Source organism: Candidatus Omnitrophota bacterium, assembly GCA_021735655.1.
Classification (GTDB): Bacteria; Omnitrophota; Gorgyraeia; order Duberdicusellales; family 4484-171; genus JAHKAJ01.
This window is the reverse complement of sequence record JAIPGM010000008.1, coordinates 1-19,208: the sequence shown is the minus strand read 5'-3', so window position 1 is coordinate 19,208 and position 19,208 is coordinate 1. Positions and strand designations below refer to the sequence as shown.

At 37.2% G+C, this 19,208-nt stretch carries 21 protein-coding genes; all 21 read right to left on the bottom strand.

Annotation, left to right across the window (positions count from 1 at the left end; genetic code table 11):
- Positions 1-64: 64 nt before the first annotated feature.
- A complete protein-coding gene (locus K9L86_06560; GenBank protein ID MCF7908513.1) occupies positions 65-1,447 on the bottom strand; it encodes a hypothetical protein in 1,383 nt (460 codons plus the stop codon).
- Positions 1,448-1,844: 397 nt separating this feature from the next.
- A complete protein-coding gene (locus K9L86_06555) occupies positions 1,845-5,051 on the bottom strand; it encodes a hypothetical protein (protein MCF7908512.1) in 3,207 nt (1,068 codons plus the stop codon).
- A gap of 13 nt (positions 5,052-5,064) precedes the next feature.
- Positions 5,065-5,706, bottom strand: a complete 642-nt coding sequence (locus K9L86_06550; GenBank protein MCF7908511.1) for an HAD family hydrolase — start codon at positions 5,704-5,706, stop codon at positions 5,065-5,067.
- Positions 5,706-6,299: a DUF502 domain-containing protein gene (locus tag K9L86_06545; GenBank protein ID MCF7908510.1), complete on the bottom strand. Its 594-nt coding sequence runs from the start codon at positions 6,297-6,299 to the stop codon at positions 5,706-5,708. Before K9L86_06545 ends, K9L86_06550 begins: the two co-directional genes overlap by 1 nt.
- Positions 6,300-6,307: 8 nt before the next feature.
- Positions 6,308-6,508 carry a hypothetical protein gene (locus K9L86_06540; protein ID MCF7908509.1) on the bottom strand — a complete coding sequence of 67 codons (201 nt, stop codon included), beginning with the start codon at positions 6,506-6,508 and terminating at the stop codon, positions 6,308-6,310.
- Between the two features lie 66 nt (positions 6,509-6,574).
- Positions 6,575-7,198, bottom strand: coding sequence for a YdbH domain-containing protein (locus tag K9L86_06535; GenBank protein MCF7908508.1), 624 nt, complete (start codon positions 7,196-7,198; stop codon positions 6,575-6,577).
- A gap of 23 nt (positions 7,199-7,221) precedes the next feature.
- Positions 7,222-7,629 carry a hypothetical protein gene (locus K9L86_06530; protein MCF7908507.1) on the bottom strand — a complete coding sequence of 136 codons (408 nt, stop codon included), beginning with the start codon at positions 7,627-7,629 and terminating at the stop codon, positions 7,222-7,224.
- Positions 7,622-8,428, bottom strand: coding sequence for an alpha/beta hydrolase (locus K9L86_06525; protein ID MCF7908506.1), 807 nt, complete (start codon positions 8,426-8,428; stop codon positions 7,622-7,624). Before K9L86_06525 ends, K9L86_06530 begins: the two co-directional genes overlap by 8 nt.
- 6 nt (positions 8,429-8,434) lie before the next feature.
- Positions 8,435-8,833 (bottom strand): PilZ domain-containing protein, encoded by a 399-nt coding sequence (locus K9L86_06520; GenBank protein MCF7908505.1) that lies wholly within the window; start codon positions 8,831-8,833, stop codon positions 8,435-8,437.
- A gap of 5 nt (positions 8,834-8,838) precedes the next feature.
- Complete coding sequence (locus K9L86_06515; GenBank protein MCF7908504.1) at positions 8,839-10,278, bottom strand: glycosyltransferase; 1,440 nt, start codon at positions 10,276-10,278, stop codon at positions 8,839-8,841.
- A gap of 120 nt (positions 10,279-10,398) precedes the next feature.
- Entirely contained in the window at positions 10,399-10,764 is a 366-nt protein-coding gene (locus K9L86_06510) for a hypothetical protein (protein MCF7908503.1), read from the bottom strand.
- A gap of 119 nt (positions 10,765-10,883) precedes the next feature.
- Entirely contained in the window at positions 10,884-11,348 is a 465-nt protein-coding gene (locus K9L86_06505) for a hypothetical protein (GenBank protein ID MCF7908502.1), read from the bottom strand.
- 103 nt (positions 11,349-11,451) lie between these two features.
- On the bottom strand, positions 11,452-12,195 hold the full coding sequence (gene rlmB, locus K9L86_06500; protein ID MCF7908501.1) for a 23S rRNA (guanosine(2251)-2'-O)-methyltransferase RlmB: 744 nt from the start codon (positions 12,193-12,195) through the stop codon (positions 11,452-11,454).
- An 18-nt stretch (positions 12,196-12,213) separates the two neighbouring features.
- Positions 12,214-12,609, bottom strand: a complete 396-nt coding sequence (locus K9L86_06495) for a response regulator (GenBank protein ID MCF7908500.1) — start codon at positions 12,607-12,609, stop codon at positions 12,214-12,216.
- A 49-nt stretch (positions 12,610-12,658) separates the two neighbouring features.
- The gene (locus K9L86_06490) at positions 12,659-13,039 is read right to left on the bottom strand and encodes a PilZ domain-containing protein (GenBank protein ID MCF7908499.1); all 381 of its coding nucleotides are present in this window, start codon (positions 13,037-13,039) and stop codon (positions 12,659-12,661) included.
- Between the two features lie 35 nt (positions 13,040-13,074).
- The gene (locus K9L86_06485) at positions 13,075-13,479 is read right to left on the bottom strand and encodes a hypothetical protein (GenBank protein ID MCF7908498.1); all 405 of its coding nucleotides are present in this window, start codon (positions 13,477-13,479) and stop codon (positions 13,075-13,077) included.
- Positions 13,480-13,495: 16 nt separating this feature from the next.
- Positions 13,496-14,932, bottom strand: a complete 1,437-nt coding sequence (locus tag K9L86_06480; protein MCF7908497.1) for a citrate synthase/methylcitrate synthase — start codon at positions 14,930-14,932, stop codon at positions 13,496-13,498.
- A 39-nt stretch (positions 14,933-14,971) separates the two neighbouring features.
- The gene (locus K9L86_06475) at positions 14,972-16,546 is read right to left on the bottom strand and encodes a hypothetical protein (GenBank protein MCF7908496.1); all 1,575 of its coding nucleotides are present in this window, start codon (positions 16,544-16,546) and stop codon (positions 14,972-14,974) included.
- A 28-nt stretch (positions 16,547-16,574) separates the two neighbouring features.
- Positions 16,575-17,306, bottom strand: a complete 732-nt coding sequence (locus K9L86_06470) for a dienelactone hydrolase family protein (protein MCF7908495.1) — start codon at positions 17,304-17,306, stop codon at positions 16,575-16,577.
- Positions 17,284-17,544 (bottom strand): translation elongation factor-like protein, encoded by a 261-nt coding sequence (locus K9L86_06465; GenBank protein ID MCF7908494.1) that lies wholly within the window; start codon positions 17,542-17,544, stop codon positions 17,284-17,286. The genes K9L86_06470 and K9L86_06465 overlap by 23 nt, the downstream gene beginning before the upstream one ends.
- Before the next feature lie 305 nt (positions 17,545-17,849).
- Positions 17,850-18,935 (bottom strand): nitronate monooxygenase family protein, encoded by a 1,086-nt coding sequence (locus K9L86_06460; protein MCF7908493.1) that lies wholly within the window; start codon positions 18,933-18,935, stop codon positions 17,850-17,852.
- Positions 18,936-19,208 lie beyond the last annotated feature (273 nt).

Sequence of the window (19,208 nt, the reverse complement as noted above, 5' to 3'; positions counted from 1 at the left end):
TAAAAAGAAAAACCCCACACCTAATTAGGTGTGGGGTTTATTATCAAACTTAATTTGTTCTAACTTAGAAGTCTACATTCATGCCAATTCTTAAAGAGTAAGCAGGCTGATTATTTTGCCAGGCAAATGCTCCACCTGGTAACAAAAATGCTGTGTTCATGTTAATCTGTACATCTTCGGTGTAATCAAAAATAGCATAAACATCAATTTCATGAGCTAGGTCTCTATTGTTACGCTCGATATCGTAAACGTTACCAGCTATAGGACCACCTGCTGCACCAGTAATTGTAGCTAAGTTCTGAGAACCAGAAGTAGCGGCCAAAGGTGCAGTTGCATAAGCATAAAGATAAGATCCACCGATGGTTAAATCTTCTCTAGGCATCATTGAACCAGTAGCACAAATATACTGGAAACCAGTGTTAGCAAGAAAGAGATTGGCTAACTCACCGATAGCTTGATCTTCATACATTGGATTCCAACCGTTATGTTCACCATCTTCGCCAGTTGTTGGACCTTCACCAGTTAAATAAGCATAGATTAAACCTACTTTTGAATTGTAGTCATTTAAGAATCTATACTCACTAATAGCTTGAACTGCCCAAGCATCTCTTTTTACGGAATCAGTGGCACTTGATGTCTGTGTAAGTCCAGTTTGATAAGAACCAGACTGATGAGCAACTTCTAGACCTAAAGTCAAATTATCATTTACATCTGCTTGAGATCTAACTCCCAATGTCAATACATCATCTTCATTTTCAATATCTTCAGTATTGTTAGTGCTATCACGATAAAAAGCATAGGCTTCAGTGATACCATTGTAAGAGTTCCAACTGTAAGCTACATTAATACCGTAAAGATTTTCGCCATCTTTTTGGTAAAGCGTATTTTCATCAATGGCAGCATATACTACATCGATAGTGTAGGGAGAAAAATCTAAAATAGCTCTTATGGCATCAAATGACTTCTTCTTTGATAAATCACCAAAAGCAGCCACGCTGTTAGCAGCAACCTGATTAGTATCAGGATCGCCAACTATCAAACCATTACCATAACGTAGGTTTTGACGACCAACAATTAAAGTAAGAGGTTCATACATAAACTCTTTTAGAGTTACATAGGCTAAATCTAAATCGACATCATCAGTAGTCGAAGAATCCTCTGTGCCCCATAATTTCTCATTAATCAAAGCTACTACTGCAGACACGCCTTCGGTTAAGTCAGCATCAAAGCGAAGTCTTACTTGCGAAAACAAGAAATGTTCGCCATCAGCTCTAAGAGTATCAGTAGCACCATCTGGTGATCCCGGAGCGCCGCCTAAACCCAAATCTCTAGCAACAGCCTGGGAATTGATATCTCCGCTTACTTTGATATTCTCTACAGCAGCAAAGCTAGTGCCGACTAAGGCCACTGACATAACTGCAATAGCGATTAATAACTTTCTACTCATTCACGTCCTCCTTTTTTCTTAAAAATCTAATGATCTATACTACAAGGTTTTCAACCCTTGTTATTGGCAAATCTATAGTTATATCATCCACTGTTTTTGACAATCTCCGGCTCTAAGTTTTTTGCATCACCTCCTTTTTCGCCTGGCTTAAGACTGCCGCGGACGGTATAACCTAATTTAGTTATAGCCACATATTAAGGATAAGAAAACTTCAACAATTGATCACCCTGTCAAAGACCATTAACCTACATCAAAGGGTATCTTTTAAAGCCTTCTGATGTAAGATATTGCAAATAAACAACCTATAAAACTTTTATCAAATATTAACCCTATTGTCAAGGCTTTTCTTAAAAATTTGCCCCTAACATAAGATGTTGTTTATCAATGAGTTATGATTTCAAGTCTCAAGGTGAACCTCGATCTGGTCGGCCTTGCCCCGGCGAATGTCTTCACTCAAAGAAAAGGGCACAGCCTCTGAAAGAATAGTGACTTTCCGACCAGCCAAGCTGACCACTATTTTCTTAACTTTGGCTTTTGAGCCAAAGGTATCTCTTCGGTTGGGATTATGATAGGTAACCAAGGTGTTTGAAAACAACTTAAAGCTAAAAGTATCCTTAGGGAAAACCACTAATTTACCGGCAAGGTTAACTGTTTCTTTCTTAGTAGTAAAAAACTCACCCCTTAAAATCGGCCTTGGTGAAAAGCAGAGCTTCTTCTCACGATTAACAAAAAATGGCCTATCACCCAAACAAAGCAGAGCCCAAATATTTAGTATTTCAGCAGTTGCCCCGCTTAGGCGAGCAATGAAACCTCTAGCCCAAAGATCTTTGTCTGGATAACTACTTGAAACTATAAACGAAGAGTTTTCAAGAGTACTTCTTCCGTATTTTTTAGGATCAAAAAAGCAAACTCCGCAACTCTTAAAATCATTAAAAAATTCTTTGTATAACCCATTCTTTAATAACTCTAGCAAATATTTATATTCCATATGTAGCCAAATTGATTCATTCTCAAGCCAACCCGGAGCAAAAGCCCGGCTTCTACCAACCTCTAAAGATTGATCTTTAAGTGATGCATTCAAACGATACATCTTTAAGTTCTTATCAAAAAGTTCAGAACTCTTTACTTTCTGATAAATACTCTTTAAACCTTTATCCCTTAAGAGATGCACTACCCCCTCAAGAAACAAAGGCAAAGGATTCTTATTAAAAGCTAAAGGAAAAACATGATACTTATTGCACGGTTTATACTTGGTAACCTCATAAGTAAAATAAGTGCTAATTAATCCAGTTTTTTTATCTTTAGCCTTCTCAATTGACCTATCTAGCTTCTTAGTCAATTTATTTAAAAATGCCTCTAGGACCACTAAGGAAAGTTTAACTTCCCGGCCGCTAACAGTAAAAAAGGTCTTTTGCCGGAAGTCTTCTTTGATTGAGTTGCTCTTATCCCAAAACTTATAGTCAAAGTTTGCTTTGCCTTGCGGTAGATCAAGCAAACCCTTAATCTTTTTTAAAAAAGAACTTAGTTCGTAAGCACAGGCTACCTGACTTGTACCTTCAGTTCTTAGGCTTTTGGATATTTTTAATAGAATTTCAACAGCCCGCTTCAGAGCTAAAGTTTCACAGATTGAAGAACCAAAAAGAGCCGGAAGGCCGTTGAGTGAATCACACCAACCCGGCTTATCAGCCTCCATCTCAATACCAATACCATGAGAATCAAGCGTAGCCGACTTATTTAAAATAATACTAAGCAACTTAGTTACTAGATTAGTCTTGTAAACCTTCCCTTTGCTTGTTCTTAAAAAGTATTTATAATCTTTTCTCTTTCTGACTAAGGTTCTTTTTTCCTTAATCGCTTCAATACTCTCTCCCTGGTAGACTTTACCAGAGCGAACAACATAGCGCCGATTACGCGGCCTGATCCGATATTCATCATCCCAAAAGGAAAACTCTTTTTTCAACGACAAACTTTTAATCCGATCAGGATAAAAATACAAAAAGCTCTCGATCAAATCTAAATTATAATGCCAGTGATCAATCCAATAACCTTCAGTGTGAGCGCCTTGGGGTTTACGCTCGGCCTTAATGAGTAGACTTTCTAAAAACTTATCTCTATTTTTTAAATTTATCTTTTCTTCAGCCAATAAGGAAAATAACTCGCCCAAATAAAATCCGCGAAGTAAAAGATGTGATACCCGTATACTTTTGATTGAAAATTTATCTGTCAGATCTTTAGCGCCTAGTTTACTAAGACGCAATTTCTCACCCCTTACCAGCAAAGGGTTGTAACCGTCAATCTTAATAAAATTAAGAAAATAAATCAAATTCTTATCTAATAGGGCCGGCTCAAAGAATAAGTCGCTGCGACGATTTTGATTTATATCCCGATAGTTAGCTTCGCCCTCAGAAAAATTAGTCGGCAAGACCTGAAAATTATTATAATCACGCTCTAGGTCTCCATGTTTTCGTGAATAAATATAATAAATACTCTTAGCCTTATCTTGGCTGTTTTTAGTTGCACAATATGGATAGCCGCCACGCAAAACATTATCCAAGTAGCTATTTTGAATGTAATGGTCAAAACTCTTTAGATTTGATACAGTTAAGGCTTTCTGTTTTATCGATTCAACTATTTGCTCATTTTCCTTTTCCTTAGCTTTTAGAAAAGCTGCACTCAAGGAAAGGCTGAACTTCCTAATCGGATCTAGCTGAGGGCTTGAACCAAAAATACTATAAAGAACTCTCTCCTGGCCCGGAGCCAGCTTCCATTTAAAATGACTAAAAGCACAGGGAGTTTTACCGCGGATTACTTTCCCAGATACAGCCTTAAAATTATTGCTTAAAAAGTTTACCGGTAAATTAAGTGAAGTCTCATGATTAAATACTTCAACCGGATCGACAACTATTCTAGGATGGATTTTTTTGCCGGCGGTCTCATAAAAAGAGTAGTTAAAATTTGCTCCTTCAATGTATTTAGTGTGACTTACGTCGCGGGGATCAACGATCAGGCGGAAAATAGCTAGCTTGCGCTGATAGCTTGACTGCATCCAGGCCTCAAGGGTTCGAGACATCTCTTTCAAAAAACCTTGAGTTGTCCCAAAAGGAATAATTCGAGCTAGCCCATCAAGGACATCCAAGCTGATATTTTTTTTCGAACTATTTTTTATCGTAAACACCCGCACCAATCCGCCAACCGGGGTATTACTAAGGGTAAAATAACGAACCGATGTTTTTAAGCCTAATTTAGGATTAGACTCTTCAATTCTAAAGGAGTCACTCTTAATTACCATATCCTGGGCCTTGCCTTGGGCTGAATGAACTCCAAACGGCTCATAGAAAGAAGAACCAGATTTAATAAAAGTACGAAACCCCAAGGAAGAGACAAAAGAATAAGCTTTGTTGGCCGGAAAAAATTCGGCGATAGAATGATCTTTATTCTTAATCCCAAAACTAACTACTCCCTGACCCCGATTTACATAAAAAACCCATAACGGAATACCCCAGGCTCCAGAGATGCCCGGCAGAAAGTTAGAAAAAGGATAAGCCTGATTATAGTCTTTTATGTGAAAACTTCCGTCAGGATCAAGTAAGTACTGTTTAGACATAGAATTACTTAAATTAATTATAAAGCTCTAAGATTTTCTTTAGTCCCGAGATAACCTTCTTTTTCCGATAGCCCTTTACTTGACTTAAAGTACTTGAACCGCCACGAACAAAAACAGCATCAATTTTAGCTCTCTTGGCTGTTTCTAGATCAATATCCATATCACCGATATAAACTGCTTCTTTTGCTTTACGAGAAAATTTTTCCAAAACCGTATTTAATATTTTCGGGTTCGGTTTAAGCGCCTTTACTTGATCAGCGCACCAGACCCCGTCAAAATATTTAGCAATTTTAAGTTGATCAAGCAAAATCCGAGTAAAACGATAAGGACGATTTGAAGCTACCGCAAGCTGCTTTTTATTTTTTCTTAACTGAGAAAGTACTCTTTTGGTGTCAGGCATCAATTGGGCAAATTTAACTAAATCTGTTTTATGATGTTTTCGAAAAATCCTTAACGCTTTTTGGGCTTTATTTTTTGAAAAAAACTTATTGATGAAAATCTCATCTCCCCCACCAACACTTCTTTTAATTTTAGTTATACTGACTGAAGACAGCCCGAACTCTCCCCGGGTAAGATTCAAACTTCTGGCAATAGCGCAATAAGAATCAACCAAAGTTCCGTCAACATCGAAGATAAAAAGACTCTTTTTGATCATTAGGGATTAAGCAACCCCCCTGAGACAACTAGACGCAAAGCTTCCTCTACGCTGATATTCAAGAAGTTTACTTCTTTCTCTTCTAAAATGATAGTAAATCCGGTAAGCGGTGATGGCGAAGAAGGGATAAAAACATTATAAAGCTTCCTTTTCCCTCGATCTTTAAAGTCTACCGTATTTTCATTAGTTAAAAATCCTAAAGAATAAATCCCTTTGCGGGGATATTCAACTAAAACCGCACTTTTAAAATCCTTCCTCGGAGGAAAGAATAAAAAATCAACTATCCGCTTAACCGGTAGGTAAATCTTACTCACTAAAGGTATCTTAAAAAATAAATCAACCAGCCACTTATAAAGCCAACGAAAAAATTTCATTCGGAAAAGATGAATCGCTAATCCCAAAAAAAAGATAATTAAAACACCTAAAACAATCCCTAAACCAGGAATCGTAAAACCAATCGCATCATGAACAAAAGCATTGATCGGCTTACCTAAGAATCCATCAAGAAAATAAAACAAACCGACGACAACATAAACCGTAATAACTAAAGCAATAGTTGCGGTTAAACCGGTAATAAATATTTTTTTTAACATAATAAAATTTAAGTTTTTGCGATAATGATCAGGATTGCCCCGACAGTAATCAATAATAAGCCACTGCCGGCCTTAACTAAACTAATCAACTCTGGCCACCAGTAAAAAATAGCTAACAAACCTAAAACTATAAAAATTATCCCGACCACAAGATTAGTTGCGGTTCTTTTGATTGTCTGGGTTTTTTTCTCACAAGGTTTGTCTGACACTTAACACCTCTTAAATTAGAAAACTCTATATTTTATACAACAATATATAGGGTTTTACACCTCCTGTCAACGAAAAATATCATGTAAGTCAACGACAAGGTTCCTTTCACCAGCCTCAGTTGAGCTAAACTGAAAATCGATTAAAAGTGAATCGGCTTTTTTAGTCATCGTTATCTGACCACGACTATAGTGATAGTTCTTAAATCCATCAATTAAGGTCTGATAAGAGGCTTGGTCTAGGTGGCCGCGAAGAGCTTTAAGTGAGTCTTCCTTTTCAATCCTGATCGTTCCGCCGGTTTCATTAATTAGTTCGCCGTTAAATTTTTTGATTGATCCTCGATCTAGCCTTAAAATAAAATTGCCACTAAAAATACCTTCAAAAAATAAACTCTCATTATTAGCGTTAAATGAAACCTCTCGGGTTGCAATTTTTAATTTTTTAACTTTAAATATTTCTAACAAGTTAAATGAAAGCTTAAAGTACGGTAATTGAATAAAGAAATCCTTATTGGAAAGTTTAGCATCCTCGATAATCAAACTATCAAAAGAAAGCTTCAGCTGACCAATCGAAGATTCTACCTCTAGCTTTTTATTAAAATAATGACCAATGGCCATCTTTAAAAAATGATCCTTAGCGAGCAATAAAACCGTGATGATGACAATTAAACTAATGATTATTTTCTTTCGCATAAAGCTAAAGTGGGATAAATTAATTAGTTGGTTTTCTGGAAAGGTTTATATTCCCAAAAAATTAGTTCTTTCTTTTCATTAAAATGAAGGTAGACCTTGTCAGAATTAAAATAACGCTTCGGATAACGATAAAGTAATCGCTGGCCAACCGGATCAGAAAAATTTTTCTTAGAGACTATTGGTTCCCCATAAGTTTCAATAATTTCCGCTAGCGAGCTCCCGAGACTTAGTTTCTTATCTTTAAAATCACTGACTAGCTTCTCAAAAAGATTTTCTTGTTCGGTAAGATAAGCTCTAATCTCCCTTTGACTACTAGCTACTGTTTTTAAAGTTTTCAACTTGGTAACATTTTCTCTAAATAAACAGCCGCTTAGGCTCCCCAAAAAACCGAACAAACATATATAAATTAACAAGTCTCTACTTTTATTCATCCAACCCCCTAATAAAATCACTTAAAGCTCTAAGGTATTCTTTTTCCGAATCAATAAAAACACTATTATGGGTGCCAGACACAGTAATGAATTTTTTAGGTCCAGAAGCTGCCTGATAAAGCTTCCTTCCTAATTCCAAGGGAACTATTAGATCATCCTTAGAGTGAATAAAAAGTTTCTCAGCTTTAACTTTCGATATTTTGCTCAAAGAGTTAAAAATATTAGGCAATATTGTCTTAGGTAAAAAAGGATAAATTATCTGACCGATATCCCGGCCGCTAGAAAATGTTCCCTCGAGAATGATTCCGGCCACTTTCTTGGTGGAAGCTAAATCAACCGCTACTACCCCGCCTAGAGACTCACCGTAAAGCACAATATCTTCAGGATTAATTTTACGCTGGTTAACTAAATAACCATAAGCAGCCTGGGCGTCAAGATAGATTCCTTTCTCTTTAGGAATACCTTGACTATTTCCGTAACCACGATAATCAACCATAAAAATATTTATCTTTAGCTTGCGCAGAAGCGCAATCTTCTCTAAGCGATTAGAGTTATTGCCGGCATTACCGTGGAAAAGTATTATTGTTTTTGCAGCTTCTGGATGCGGTATAAACCAAGCGTTTAGTCTTACCTTATCGCTGGTTAAAAAATAGAGATCTTCAAAACTGAGCCCGAACCGCTCGGGAGTTAAATCAATATTTTTATCGGGGAAAAAGATACTTTTTTTCTCAATGTATTTAATATAGAGAAAAAGCACCCCTAAACCGACAAAGATATAGAAAAAAAACTTAACAATCACTTCTTTTTAAAGATGTAGATATCGACCAAGACGACTGGTCATATGGCGACAAACATAACCCATAAACCTAGTTGAATCGCTCTCGCCAACAGTAAAGAGTTCAACCCCTACTTCAAAAACTTTATTAGTTTTATTTTTATCTTTGACCAAGCGGCTCCAGCAAACTTTGCCTCTCAAGCGCAAAGGTTTTGGATCTCCAGGAAGGCTCATATCAATACGCAAGCGTTTACCCTTTTCGAAAAACTTATCGGACAAAAAACACACGCCTTCAACGCTGATATTTTTAGTAAAGGCTGAAACAAATTCCGAAGGTTTCTTGATTAGCTTACGATCAAGAGTAACTTTAACGATATTAACCGTATCCAACCGTAGATATTTACGTTTTTCATTAATATCGTTTCCCATAGATTTTAATCCATATCCCGCGGTTCAAGGCCTTCCCAAATTGCTTCAATTCGCTGCTTTAAATCATTAGTTGAAAAAGGCCAAACCGTTCGGCCGTAGAGCGCCTGGCTTATCTCTTTGTAAGTTAATTTGTTAAGCCTAAAAGGAGGGATTTTATTATCAATTTCTAAGTGATAGCGCATTAAAGTCAATTCTTTCTTAAGCATATGCGGAAGAAGAAAATTCTGAGCTACATGGTTGCGAGCGCTTTGACCAAAGGCATCACGCATTTTTTTATTTTCTAGAAAAACCTGCATTGCCCGAGCTACTTGAGCATATTCATGGGGTCCGGTTAGAAATCCGTTTACACCGTTTACAACCTGTTTGGGAATTCCGCCTATTTTGCTACCAATTACCGGAACGCCCTGCCACATTGCTTCAGTCACCACTAAACCAAAACCTTCCTTGGTTGAAATATGAACAAAGCAATTAGCAATCGACATAAGCGAACCAACAACCTCATCATTATTCTCAACATTCAAAAGAAGATAAATATCCTTATCGCTTCCAACCGCTTCTTTTATATCTTCATAAACTTGGCTACCCTCAGGATCATCGGTTGCACTATTACCCATAATGATTAAAATCGGATTAATTCCTTTAGCTATTTTCTGCTTCATTAACCTAAAGGACTCGATAATCCCTTTTTGGTTCTTATGAATATCGTAACGTGAAACAGCAGCAACAATCGGACGCTTAGGATCAATATTATGCTTATTAAAAAGATCAGCTAGAACCTTCAAAGCTTCCTTTTCGGTACGTTGTTTATTCTTAATGCGCAAAGGATCAATGGAAGGACTAATCTCATAAGTAGGAATATGAAGATTTTCACGAACAAACTCCATAGCCGTAAAGATTGCTCCCTCGAACTGATTAAGATAAGGAAGTAAAAAGCGCCAAATTCGACGGCTGGCGTTAGAGGTATCTATATGACAACGCCATAAGATATGCCCATAAACATTACCGTTCATAACTAAGGCTGCCGGCTGAGGATCATGCACGGTAACCATATGTCCGACAACCCTAACATTACGGGTATTTTCATCAATCGTATCAAGATAAGCGTGAAAAATCTCCTCAAGACTAATTGGCTGATCAATACCTTGTAAGAGATTGTGAAACTTCTTAGTTACCGTAAAAAACTCATCGCTCCCCTCAATAACAAACCAACGAGCATCAATACCTAAGCCCCGGGCAAAAGGAAGCACGCTTTGAAGCATTTCAGCTACGCCGCCACCAACAAAAGTAGAGTTAATATTGGCCCAAACTTTATTTTGTAACGGTTGAGCTAAATACTTAATCTCATCTAAAGCTTTTTCACCAATAAATGGCTTGTAAAGATTAATATCGACTGGATCTAAAGGCACATACTGATTCTTATACTTTCTACTTCTGTCGTCAAACATTGCTCATCCTCCTTGATGAAACTTAGATTTTTTAATAAAACTATGATTTTGTAAAATGCTTTCATTAGACTGAATCCACTTCCCTATTGTAATATGTAATTATATAAGAAACAAGTACTTTTATCCCCGGGTTACAGTTATTCTTTCACCTAACTGTATAGACTTTAGCTCTAAAGGTAAAACCTTGGTCTTACCAACCAAGACAACCGGAGAAGCCGGAACCGGAGCCAAACCGCTGCTAGCCGGGGTCGGTCCAAAAAATACACAAAGGCATTTACCTTGTGGCCAATAAGCCACATCCCCAACCTTAAGCTCCATAGTCGCATCTTCAGCTGAAGCTTTAAAACCAATATCGAAATAAATTTCATCTCCCCAGGTTGAAACAACAGATTCTATCGGCAGCTTTTGGATAATCTCCTGAGCAGTGCGAGAATTATTGAAATCAACAATAAAACTAATCTCTTCGGTTTTGAAATTAACTTGCATTACTTCACCTCCCTCAATAAACCATTATCTCTAGTGAGTTTTAACTAACTCAAAAAATAATAGCTAATTGAATAATTATATCAGATATTTTAAGGAAGGTAAAATAAAAGGGACCGGATCTATTTATAACCCCAGTGACAGCGAGGAATCGAACCATCTTCAGTAAACTCATAGGGAACAAATTGATAGCTTTCAGATAGAATCGGACGACTCTGGTTATCGTCAAGCCAACTAATAGGTATCCAACCGGAAAATTTATGCTGCAAGCCTTCAAGAACAGTAACCTTAGCCATGCCCTCAAAAAGATTAAGGTCAAGAAGAATAGCCGAAGCGTAGTTATCAATTCTTAATATATCATATGAATTTAAAGCCTGCTCAAACTCAAGGCCATCCTCTAAATCTAAAATAGCAATTAACCGTTCACAAGCAGTTTCACTCAAGGCAACGCCGATTTCCTTAAACTCAACAGGTCCTTTAATCTGTACATATTTAGCGTCCAAATATACATATTGGCAGAAACCTACAGAGGATAAAAAACCCCCAAAAACAAAAATAACTAATAAAAGTATTATTTTTTTGACCATCTGGACCCTCTCTTAATTCAACTAACCTTTCCCAGGTTACAATTTAATTCTCTATTCCAATGATACCATAAACTCCAAACAAAAACCATGATAAAGACTATATTTACCCCTTATCCGTAAGCGCTTTCTGTCGTTGAACCTCATAGCAAAGAATTGCACAAGCAGCAGTTACGTTAAAAGATAAAGCCACTCCCTGCATTGGGATATTTATAACCTTATCAAGGTGCTTGGTAAGACCATAGCGTATGCCACTGCCTTCAGAACCAAGAACCAAACAAATCGGATCAGGTAAGCTGGCTTTAGTAATATTTTCACCACCTTCAGCAGCAGCACCAACAGCCCAATAGCCCTCATCCTTCAACTGCAAAAGACCATTTCTAAGGTTAGAAACCATAACAATTGGAACGTAGTTTTCTCCACCGCAAGCAACATGCAAAACAGTTTCAGTAACTTCACAGGCCTTATGTTTTGGTATAACCACAGAAAAATTACCGAAACAGGCTGCGGTACGAATAATTGCCCCTAAGTTTTGAGGATCAAAAATTCGATCAAGAAAAATAAATGATGGCCGCTGATCTTTTGGTTTTTTTATTAAATCCTCAAGATAGGCATATTCAAAATCGGCAATTTCCGCAATGATTCCCCCTAAAAGAGCCTGCGGCTTAATCTTATCTAATCTGTGTTGGACTATACGCTCGGAAGGAATCTTACGAAGCTTAATCAGCTTCTCAATCGCCGGTTCAGTAAAATTACTTTTTAGGAATATTTTCTTAATACTTTGGGGATTGGCTTTGAGTCGCTCAGCTACTGAATTTTTACCGTACAGAAAAAATGGTCTTCTAGACATTAAAAACTAGGCCTTCTTTTAATCCTCTTGCCCCCTGCGTTGGTCTAACACCTTCTCTATCCGCAGACGCAGTTCTTCAACATTTGCAGGCTTAACAATATAATCCTCATTATATAAGCTAGCTGCTAGTTGTTTAGCCTCTTGATCATCTCTTCCAGTAAGCATAATCACTGGGATGGATAAAGTTTCCTTGCCAGTTTTTAGGCTTTTTAAAACTTCAAAGCCATCGATTCCCGGCATCATTACATCAAGCAAAATTAGGTCTGGCTTATGACGCCTGGCTAACTGCAAGCCTTTTCTTCCATTCGAAGCCACTAAAACTTTATAATCAAGACGAGCTAAGTTCTTTTTTAGAAAAAAACTAAAATCCTCTTCGTCATCAATTACAAGAATTTTAACGGTTTTCTTAAGCATGGCTTACCTCTCTTGATATTACTTATAAATAAAACAATTAAAATTAATTCTATTCAGTTGCCTGGTTATCTTCCTTCTTAGCCTTAGCCAAATCATCAACCTGTTTCTTAATCGACCTTTTATCTCCAGTTTTAACTTCAGAAAACTCGATCCCTAAATCATGGATGATCGTATCTTCAAGAAACTTACTCTTACGTTCTCTCGCCCAAGAAACCACCCCTTTACAAAGAACCGGATCACTCTTCAAGTAAATTTCCAAATCAACCAAAGTTGATTTAGCAATTACCTGTTTGATGGTAACCTTTATCCCGCCGGTACTGATATCTTCGGTGTAGCTAGAAATCGGTGGTTCGCCAGGCACATAGATATGCACAGTAAAAGGATACTGCACCCTAACAAACCGTCTGCGATTAATTCCGTCCCATTGCATACTTAACTCCTAGCTATGGATTGGTTACTTACTTATTATTCCAAACTCTTAAACAACTCCTCAGCCACAAAATCTGAAAGCGAGTAATTAAGCGACGAGACTTGGATTTGAGTATTATTTGGTCCCGACTCGCTTAAAAAAACAGCCACTTCAGTAGATGCATTGGCTTGAGGAAAACTAACGTTAAAATTAGTAAATATAATAAATCCGTCTTTGCGGCTTCCCCGATAAAAATTAGCCTGCATTTGGCCAAAAGAATCGACTACTAAGTCATAGCTTTCAAAAAAACTCTTATTAATAGTCTTAGTGTAAATTTTACCTTTTTCTTTAAACGGCTTTGTTCCGACCCCAAAAAGCCTAACTACCTCAAACGGCGAACAAGCTAAGCATAAAAAAGAAAAAAGAAGCATCACCGCACCGGTTATTTTTCTTTTATTCATAACTAAGGCTCAAAAATTACTTTTTCTTAACCTTGGACTTACCGGCTTTACCACTACGTTGATCAAGTGATCGATACTTTTTGTTAAACGGACCAGTATACATCGCCCGAGGCCTAAAAATTCTGTTATTTTCTAAATACTCCATTGCTCGAGCCGTCCAACCAACCACACGACTAACAGCAAAAATAGAAGTAAAAAGATCTACCGGTATCCCTAAGCAAGAATAAACAATTCCCGAATAAAAATCAACGTTGGGGAATATCTTTTTTTCAACGCCCAAGGTAGTTATCACTTCCTTTTCTAAACTTTGCGCGGTAGCGAGCAGTTTTTTCATATCGCTGTCGCCTTTAGTATTAACTAAATACTCGGCCAAAGGACCTAAAATCCGTGCTCGCGGATCATAAGCTTTATAGACTCTGTGCCCAAAGCCCATAATTTTTTTCTTTTTAGACCGAGCCTTAGCATACCAACTACTTACATTTTTGGGGCCCCCTATTTCTTTAAGCATATGCAACACTTGCTCATTAGCCCCACCATGCAAAGGACCATTCAAAGCAGCAATCCCGGAACCAACAGCAAAGTACATATCAGAAAGAGTTGAGCAAACAACCAGAGTAGCAAAGGTACTGGCATTAATACCGTGGTCAGCATGCAAAATAAGCACTGTATCCATGATCCGCTCCTCAATTTTATTAGGGCGGTTTCCAGTTATCATATAAATAAGATTTGCCGCGTGACTCAAATTAAGATCGGGATCTATCGGCAGATTACCTTGTCTTAGACGAGCAATGGCTCCGGCCACCGAAACTACTCCCGAAATTAAATGCCAACTTGACTCATAGCCAGCTGCCGGATGCAATCCGTCACTAACATCTTTAGCCTTTTTACGAACAATTCTCTCAAATTCATAGATAGCATGTTTTTCGCCTTTTGGACGAGTCTCCATGGCAATAGAGTCTTCATCAGCGCTAATTATCGTAGCGTCGGTCTTGTAACTATCTCTATCGACCGAGGTACACTCTTGGCGCATTAAGTTAACACCAAAACGAAGTGCAGCCATAGCATTCATCTCCTCAACCGGAAAATTAACTATTAGACGAATTGTCGAAGGAATATTACGATATTTAATTAGCTTATCTTTAAAGCCATTAAATTGAGTTACTGAAGGAAGATGTCCATAAAGGAGCAGGTAAGATACTTCTTCAAAATTAGAATGAGCGCAAAGATCAAAAATATCATAACCTCTATAGATTAACCAACCCTTTGAGCCATTAACGTAGCCGATCTTACTCTCGCAAGCTATAGCCCCCTCTAAGCCCGGGCCGACTAAACAGTTAACCGGCCACTCAATTGGTTTGGTCAGACCTGGCTCTGGCTCGTGACTACTTTCTTGACGAGCTAATCTAGCGGCTTTACTTATTAAACTAGTAATTTCTTTAGTCTCTTCATGCATAGCCCCCCCCTTTTTAGGTATTAATTATACCAGAAATTTCTATTTTTGGGATGATAAAATAATCTCTCGCCAGAATTGCTGGGAAGCTGCCGACCGCAGCTTCGGATGTCCAAAGACAATAGGTATCTTTATAACTTTAAGGGATTTCGGCGATTTTTTAGGATCAAAATTCTGATATCTTACAAAATCAAAACTTTCGATAGTAACCTTGTTATTTGGCCCCCTTAAAAACATTGTATCTTCATCTATTCTTAACTCATATCCGGCCATCTGTAAAAAGAATACCAAGGCATAAGTATTAATTGCCAGCAAATAGTTCTCAGGAATCATTTTCCTTGTACCAACAATAAGATAATCTGACTCTGAACCGGAAATTACCTTAGCTATACCCTGAGACAAAGTTAAAGCATTCCTATAATAGGCTGTTTTGCTAGCCTTAGCTGTTTGAAGATACCCTTTTAAATAAGCCCCAAAAACTCTTGGCCCATCATGAGTAACTGCATAAGTTGGAGCACTGGCAATTTTAAAGTAAGGAAATTTAGTTTTAATTTCAAATGATAAAAATTGCATTAAAAGACTAAAAATAACCACTATCGGAATGACTTTCGAAAAATCTAATTTAAATCTCTGGGCCAAACGACTGGCACTAAAACCACTGACCGCCTTAAGCAAAACAAACGGCCCAAAGCATATAGCAACAAGCAAATGATGTGCTGCAGTAAGGCGGCTAAAAAGCGGAAAAATTAGAATAAGACCAGGCATTAAGATAAAAAAAGACTTCCAGCTTTTCTTGACAAAAGAACTCTTCAGGTAAATAAGACTATAGGCCAACAGAGCAACCCAAACTAATATATTGGTTATGCTAAAAAATACCCCCCAAGAATCAAAACTACCCCAATTCAACGATTGACTTAATGCTAAATGAAAGCTATAGCCCCTTAATATTGCTAAAGGGTTAAAAATATTTAAAAAATAAGCTAAACAAAATACCGAAACACTACCGATAAAATAATAAAGCAAAGGTTGTCTTTTCCCACTCGCTAGAAAAATGAGGTAGGCTAAAATAGGAAGCCCAAGTATAAAATCAAAACGAAAAAGACACGCTAAGCTTGAAATCATACCAATTAAAAAATAAATCTTACTCTTTGGACCTTCCTGAAACAAAAGCAAAAGACAAAATGAAAAAAGAACCATTGCAAATACGCTAGAATTCGGGTAAAGCAGTCGAAAAAAAATTTCCGGAAAAAATAACAAAAAACAAAAACTAAAAAATATATTTATTCGCCGCTTAGAAAACAGAAAAATCGCTCCGGCTAAACAACAGACGCCAACTGCCCCAAACAATGCCGGCAAGAGATATAACAAGTAGGGGTTACCAAAGATTCGAAAAATAGAATGATTTAATTCATAGCTTAACGGCTGATAGTAATAATTATAAAGATAAAACCCTCCCTGCTTAGCTTCTAAAAGGTTAAGCGAACCAGCCAAAGTCGCTACTCCGTCCGGCTCATACCAGCCTCGATCACCAAAAGAAACACCGAGAACCACCAGAACAAAGTAAATCAGGGTTAAACCAACCAAAGGATTCTTTAAAGCTTTGACTATTGATTCCATTCTTAGCCTCGTAAGCTAACTCTTCCCTTTACTTTAACTTCTCAAACCAATTTATGATAATCCAATTTATATAGGCAGGATACTCATGGCCTAAGCCACTAAGCTCACGCAGCTTAACATCATAGCCAAAACTAGCAAGCCTCTCTTTTGCGTATACGGCTTCGCTTATATTAAGAATATTGTCGGTTTTGCCATGAAGAATAAAAACCGGAAGCTGCTGTTTTTTATCTCTACTTAAACGAATAAATCCTTCTTGCTCCATATTCCTTAAACGACCGGAAAAAGGCGCAATCGCCCTAAATTTTTCGGGGAATTTTAGACCTAAATAATAAGTCATGATCGCACCGGCTGAAAATCCAGTAAGATATATCCGGCTATTATCAATCGAATAGTCTCGTTTAATCTCATCAATCATCCTGAATACATCTTTACTTTCTGAAAAATACCAATAAGCACTATTGGCTGAATTCGGTCCAGCAACAATATAACCTTTTTTCTCTGCTGATTCAGTAAAACGATCAAGCATTGAGCTTCCGCGTCCGGTTGAAGGATGGAAAGCAATGATTAACGGCCAAGATTTAGAAGAATTATAATCAGGAGGAACTAAAAGGTAATATTCAAACCCTTTAGTCTTTTTTGAAACTATTTCGGCTTGGACAAAATTTAGGCTAATCAACAAAAAAATAAAACTAAAAACTAAACTAAAACTTAATTTTAAAATTCGGACAAATAAATACTTATAATTTATAAACTTTATCATTCTCATGAACCGGTCGAGAAACTTTAATCCCAATTTCTAAGCCTTTTTTGGCTAAAGAAATATCCTTGTGGTCATGCTGCATTGATTTAATACCTTGAGTGAAATCATCATGGGCGCCTTTTATATGAATCTTATCGCCAACCTTAAGCGGCTTCTTCAATTTAATTATCCCCACTGAAAGCTTATTAAAATAATGAGTGACAACGCCAACTTCTTCACCCTTACTCTTAGGTAGTATTTTTTTTAAAGCTTTAGTGAGAGATTTCTTCTTAAATGTATGAGAAGACTTTTTTGATTTAGGCTCAGAGGCCTTTTTTACCTTTTTCTTTGAACCTTTTTTTGTTAGCTTTTTCTTTAACTTTCGAGCTGGTTTGCTTTTAGCTTTAGTTATTTTTTTAACTTTCCGAGACGATTTTTTAGTAGTTTTTTTAGCTGGCTTTTTAGCGGTTACCTTCTTGGCTTTTTTGCTAGGACTTTTCTTTTTAGATTTTTTTGACTTAAGTAATTTTTTAAAAAAATTAAATACAACCACTCTTTTTACCCCTAACCCGATGCTAACTCTTTAGCTGCCTCATCAACGAGCTCATCAATTAATTGTTTTACCGGCACAATTGCTTTAACTTTTGAAACATTGCTGCCAGTAAACACGACAGCATTATCTAAATCGCCGATTGAAGCATTACATAAAGCCTTAGCGATACAATAAGGTACTGTGGCTGGATCACAAGTTATTAAACATTTATAAGGGCAACTAACCGGATGTTTTTCTCCCCGGACCATTTTTTCGATAAACGAAGTTTTAATCGCTCTTCCCGGCAAGCCAACCGGGCTTTTAATAATGACTATATCTTCGGCTTCAGCCTTAAGATACAGTTCCTTAAACTCATCGGCAACAGAGCATTCTTCAGTAGCAACAAACCGGGTCGCCATTTGTACTCCCTTTGCGCCCAATTTAATAAACTTAGCAATATCTTTACCGTCAAATATGCCTCCGCCGGCAATAACCGGTATAGTTACATTGGATTCCTTCGCATATTCCTCGGTTACCCTTATAACATCACTAACTAAACTCTCTAGACTATCTGCTGAATTTTCGTTTAACTCCTCAAACCTAAATCCTAAATGACCACCAGCCAACGGGCCTTCAACCACAATCGCATCGGGAAGACGTTGATAACGACGGACCCAAGTTTTTATTATTAATTTAGTCGCTTTAGCTGAAGAAACAATCGGAATCAATTTTATTGAAGAACCTTTGGTAAACTCCGGTAACCTCAAAGGCAAGCCAGCTCCGGAAACTATAAAGTCAGCTTTTTCTTCTACGGCAACTTGAACTAAATCCTGATAATTAGTCAAAGCTACCATTATATTTACCCCAATAACACCAGAGGTCAACTCTCGGCTTTTGCGGATTTCTTTTCTTAAGGCTTCCTTCGAAGCATTTAAATAATCGGATTCATTTTCAGGAGTGCCGTATGCAAGTCCGACGCTGGCGATTGTTCCAGCTGCCTGACAATTAGCGACTGCGCTAACTAGGGGTGCTGTAGATACTTTAACCCCCATGCCGCCCTGGATAATTGGCACCTTGATGGTTAAATCTCCGATTACTAGTGGGTTTAGCTTAGACATAATTAATTATTTTCTATTATATACCTAATAAGCTTTTTTGGGAAAATATATTTTGATTGTAGAAATTTTACCTAAAGGTTTTTACTCCCTTGTAAAATTAACTTTAATTTTATTCGGAATAGGCATAAAAAAACTGGGGTCCCTATATCAAAAAGTCAGAACCCATTTTAAAGAAAAATACAAATAACGTCTATTCTTATTTTGATCAGCATTACTAAGTTATCGAATCGCAACTGACCATATCGATATAACCACTCCAGCGACATCTAATAG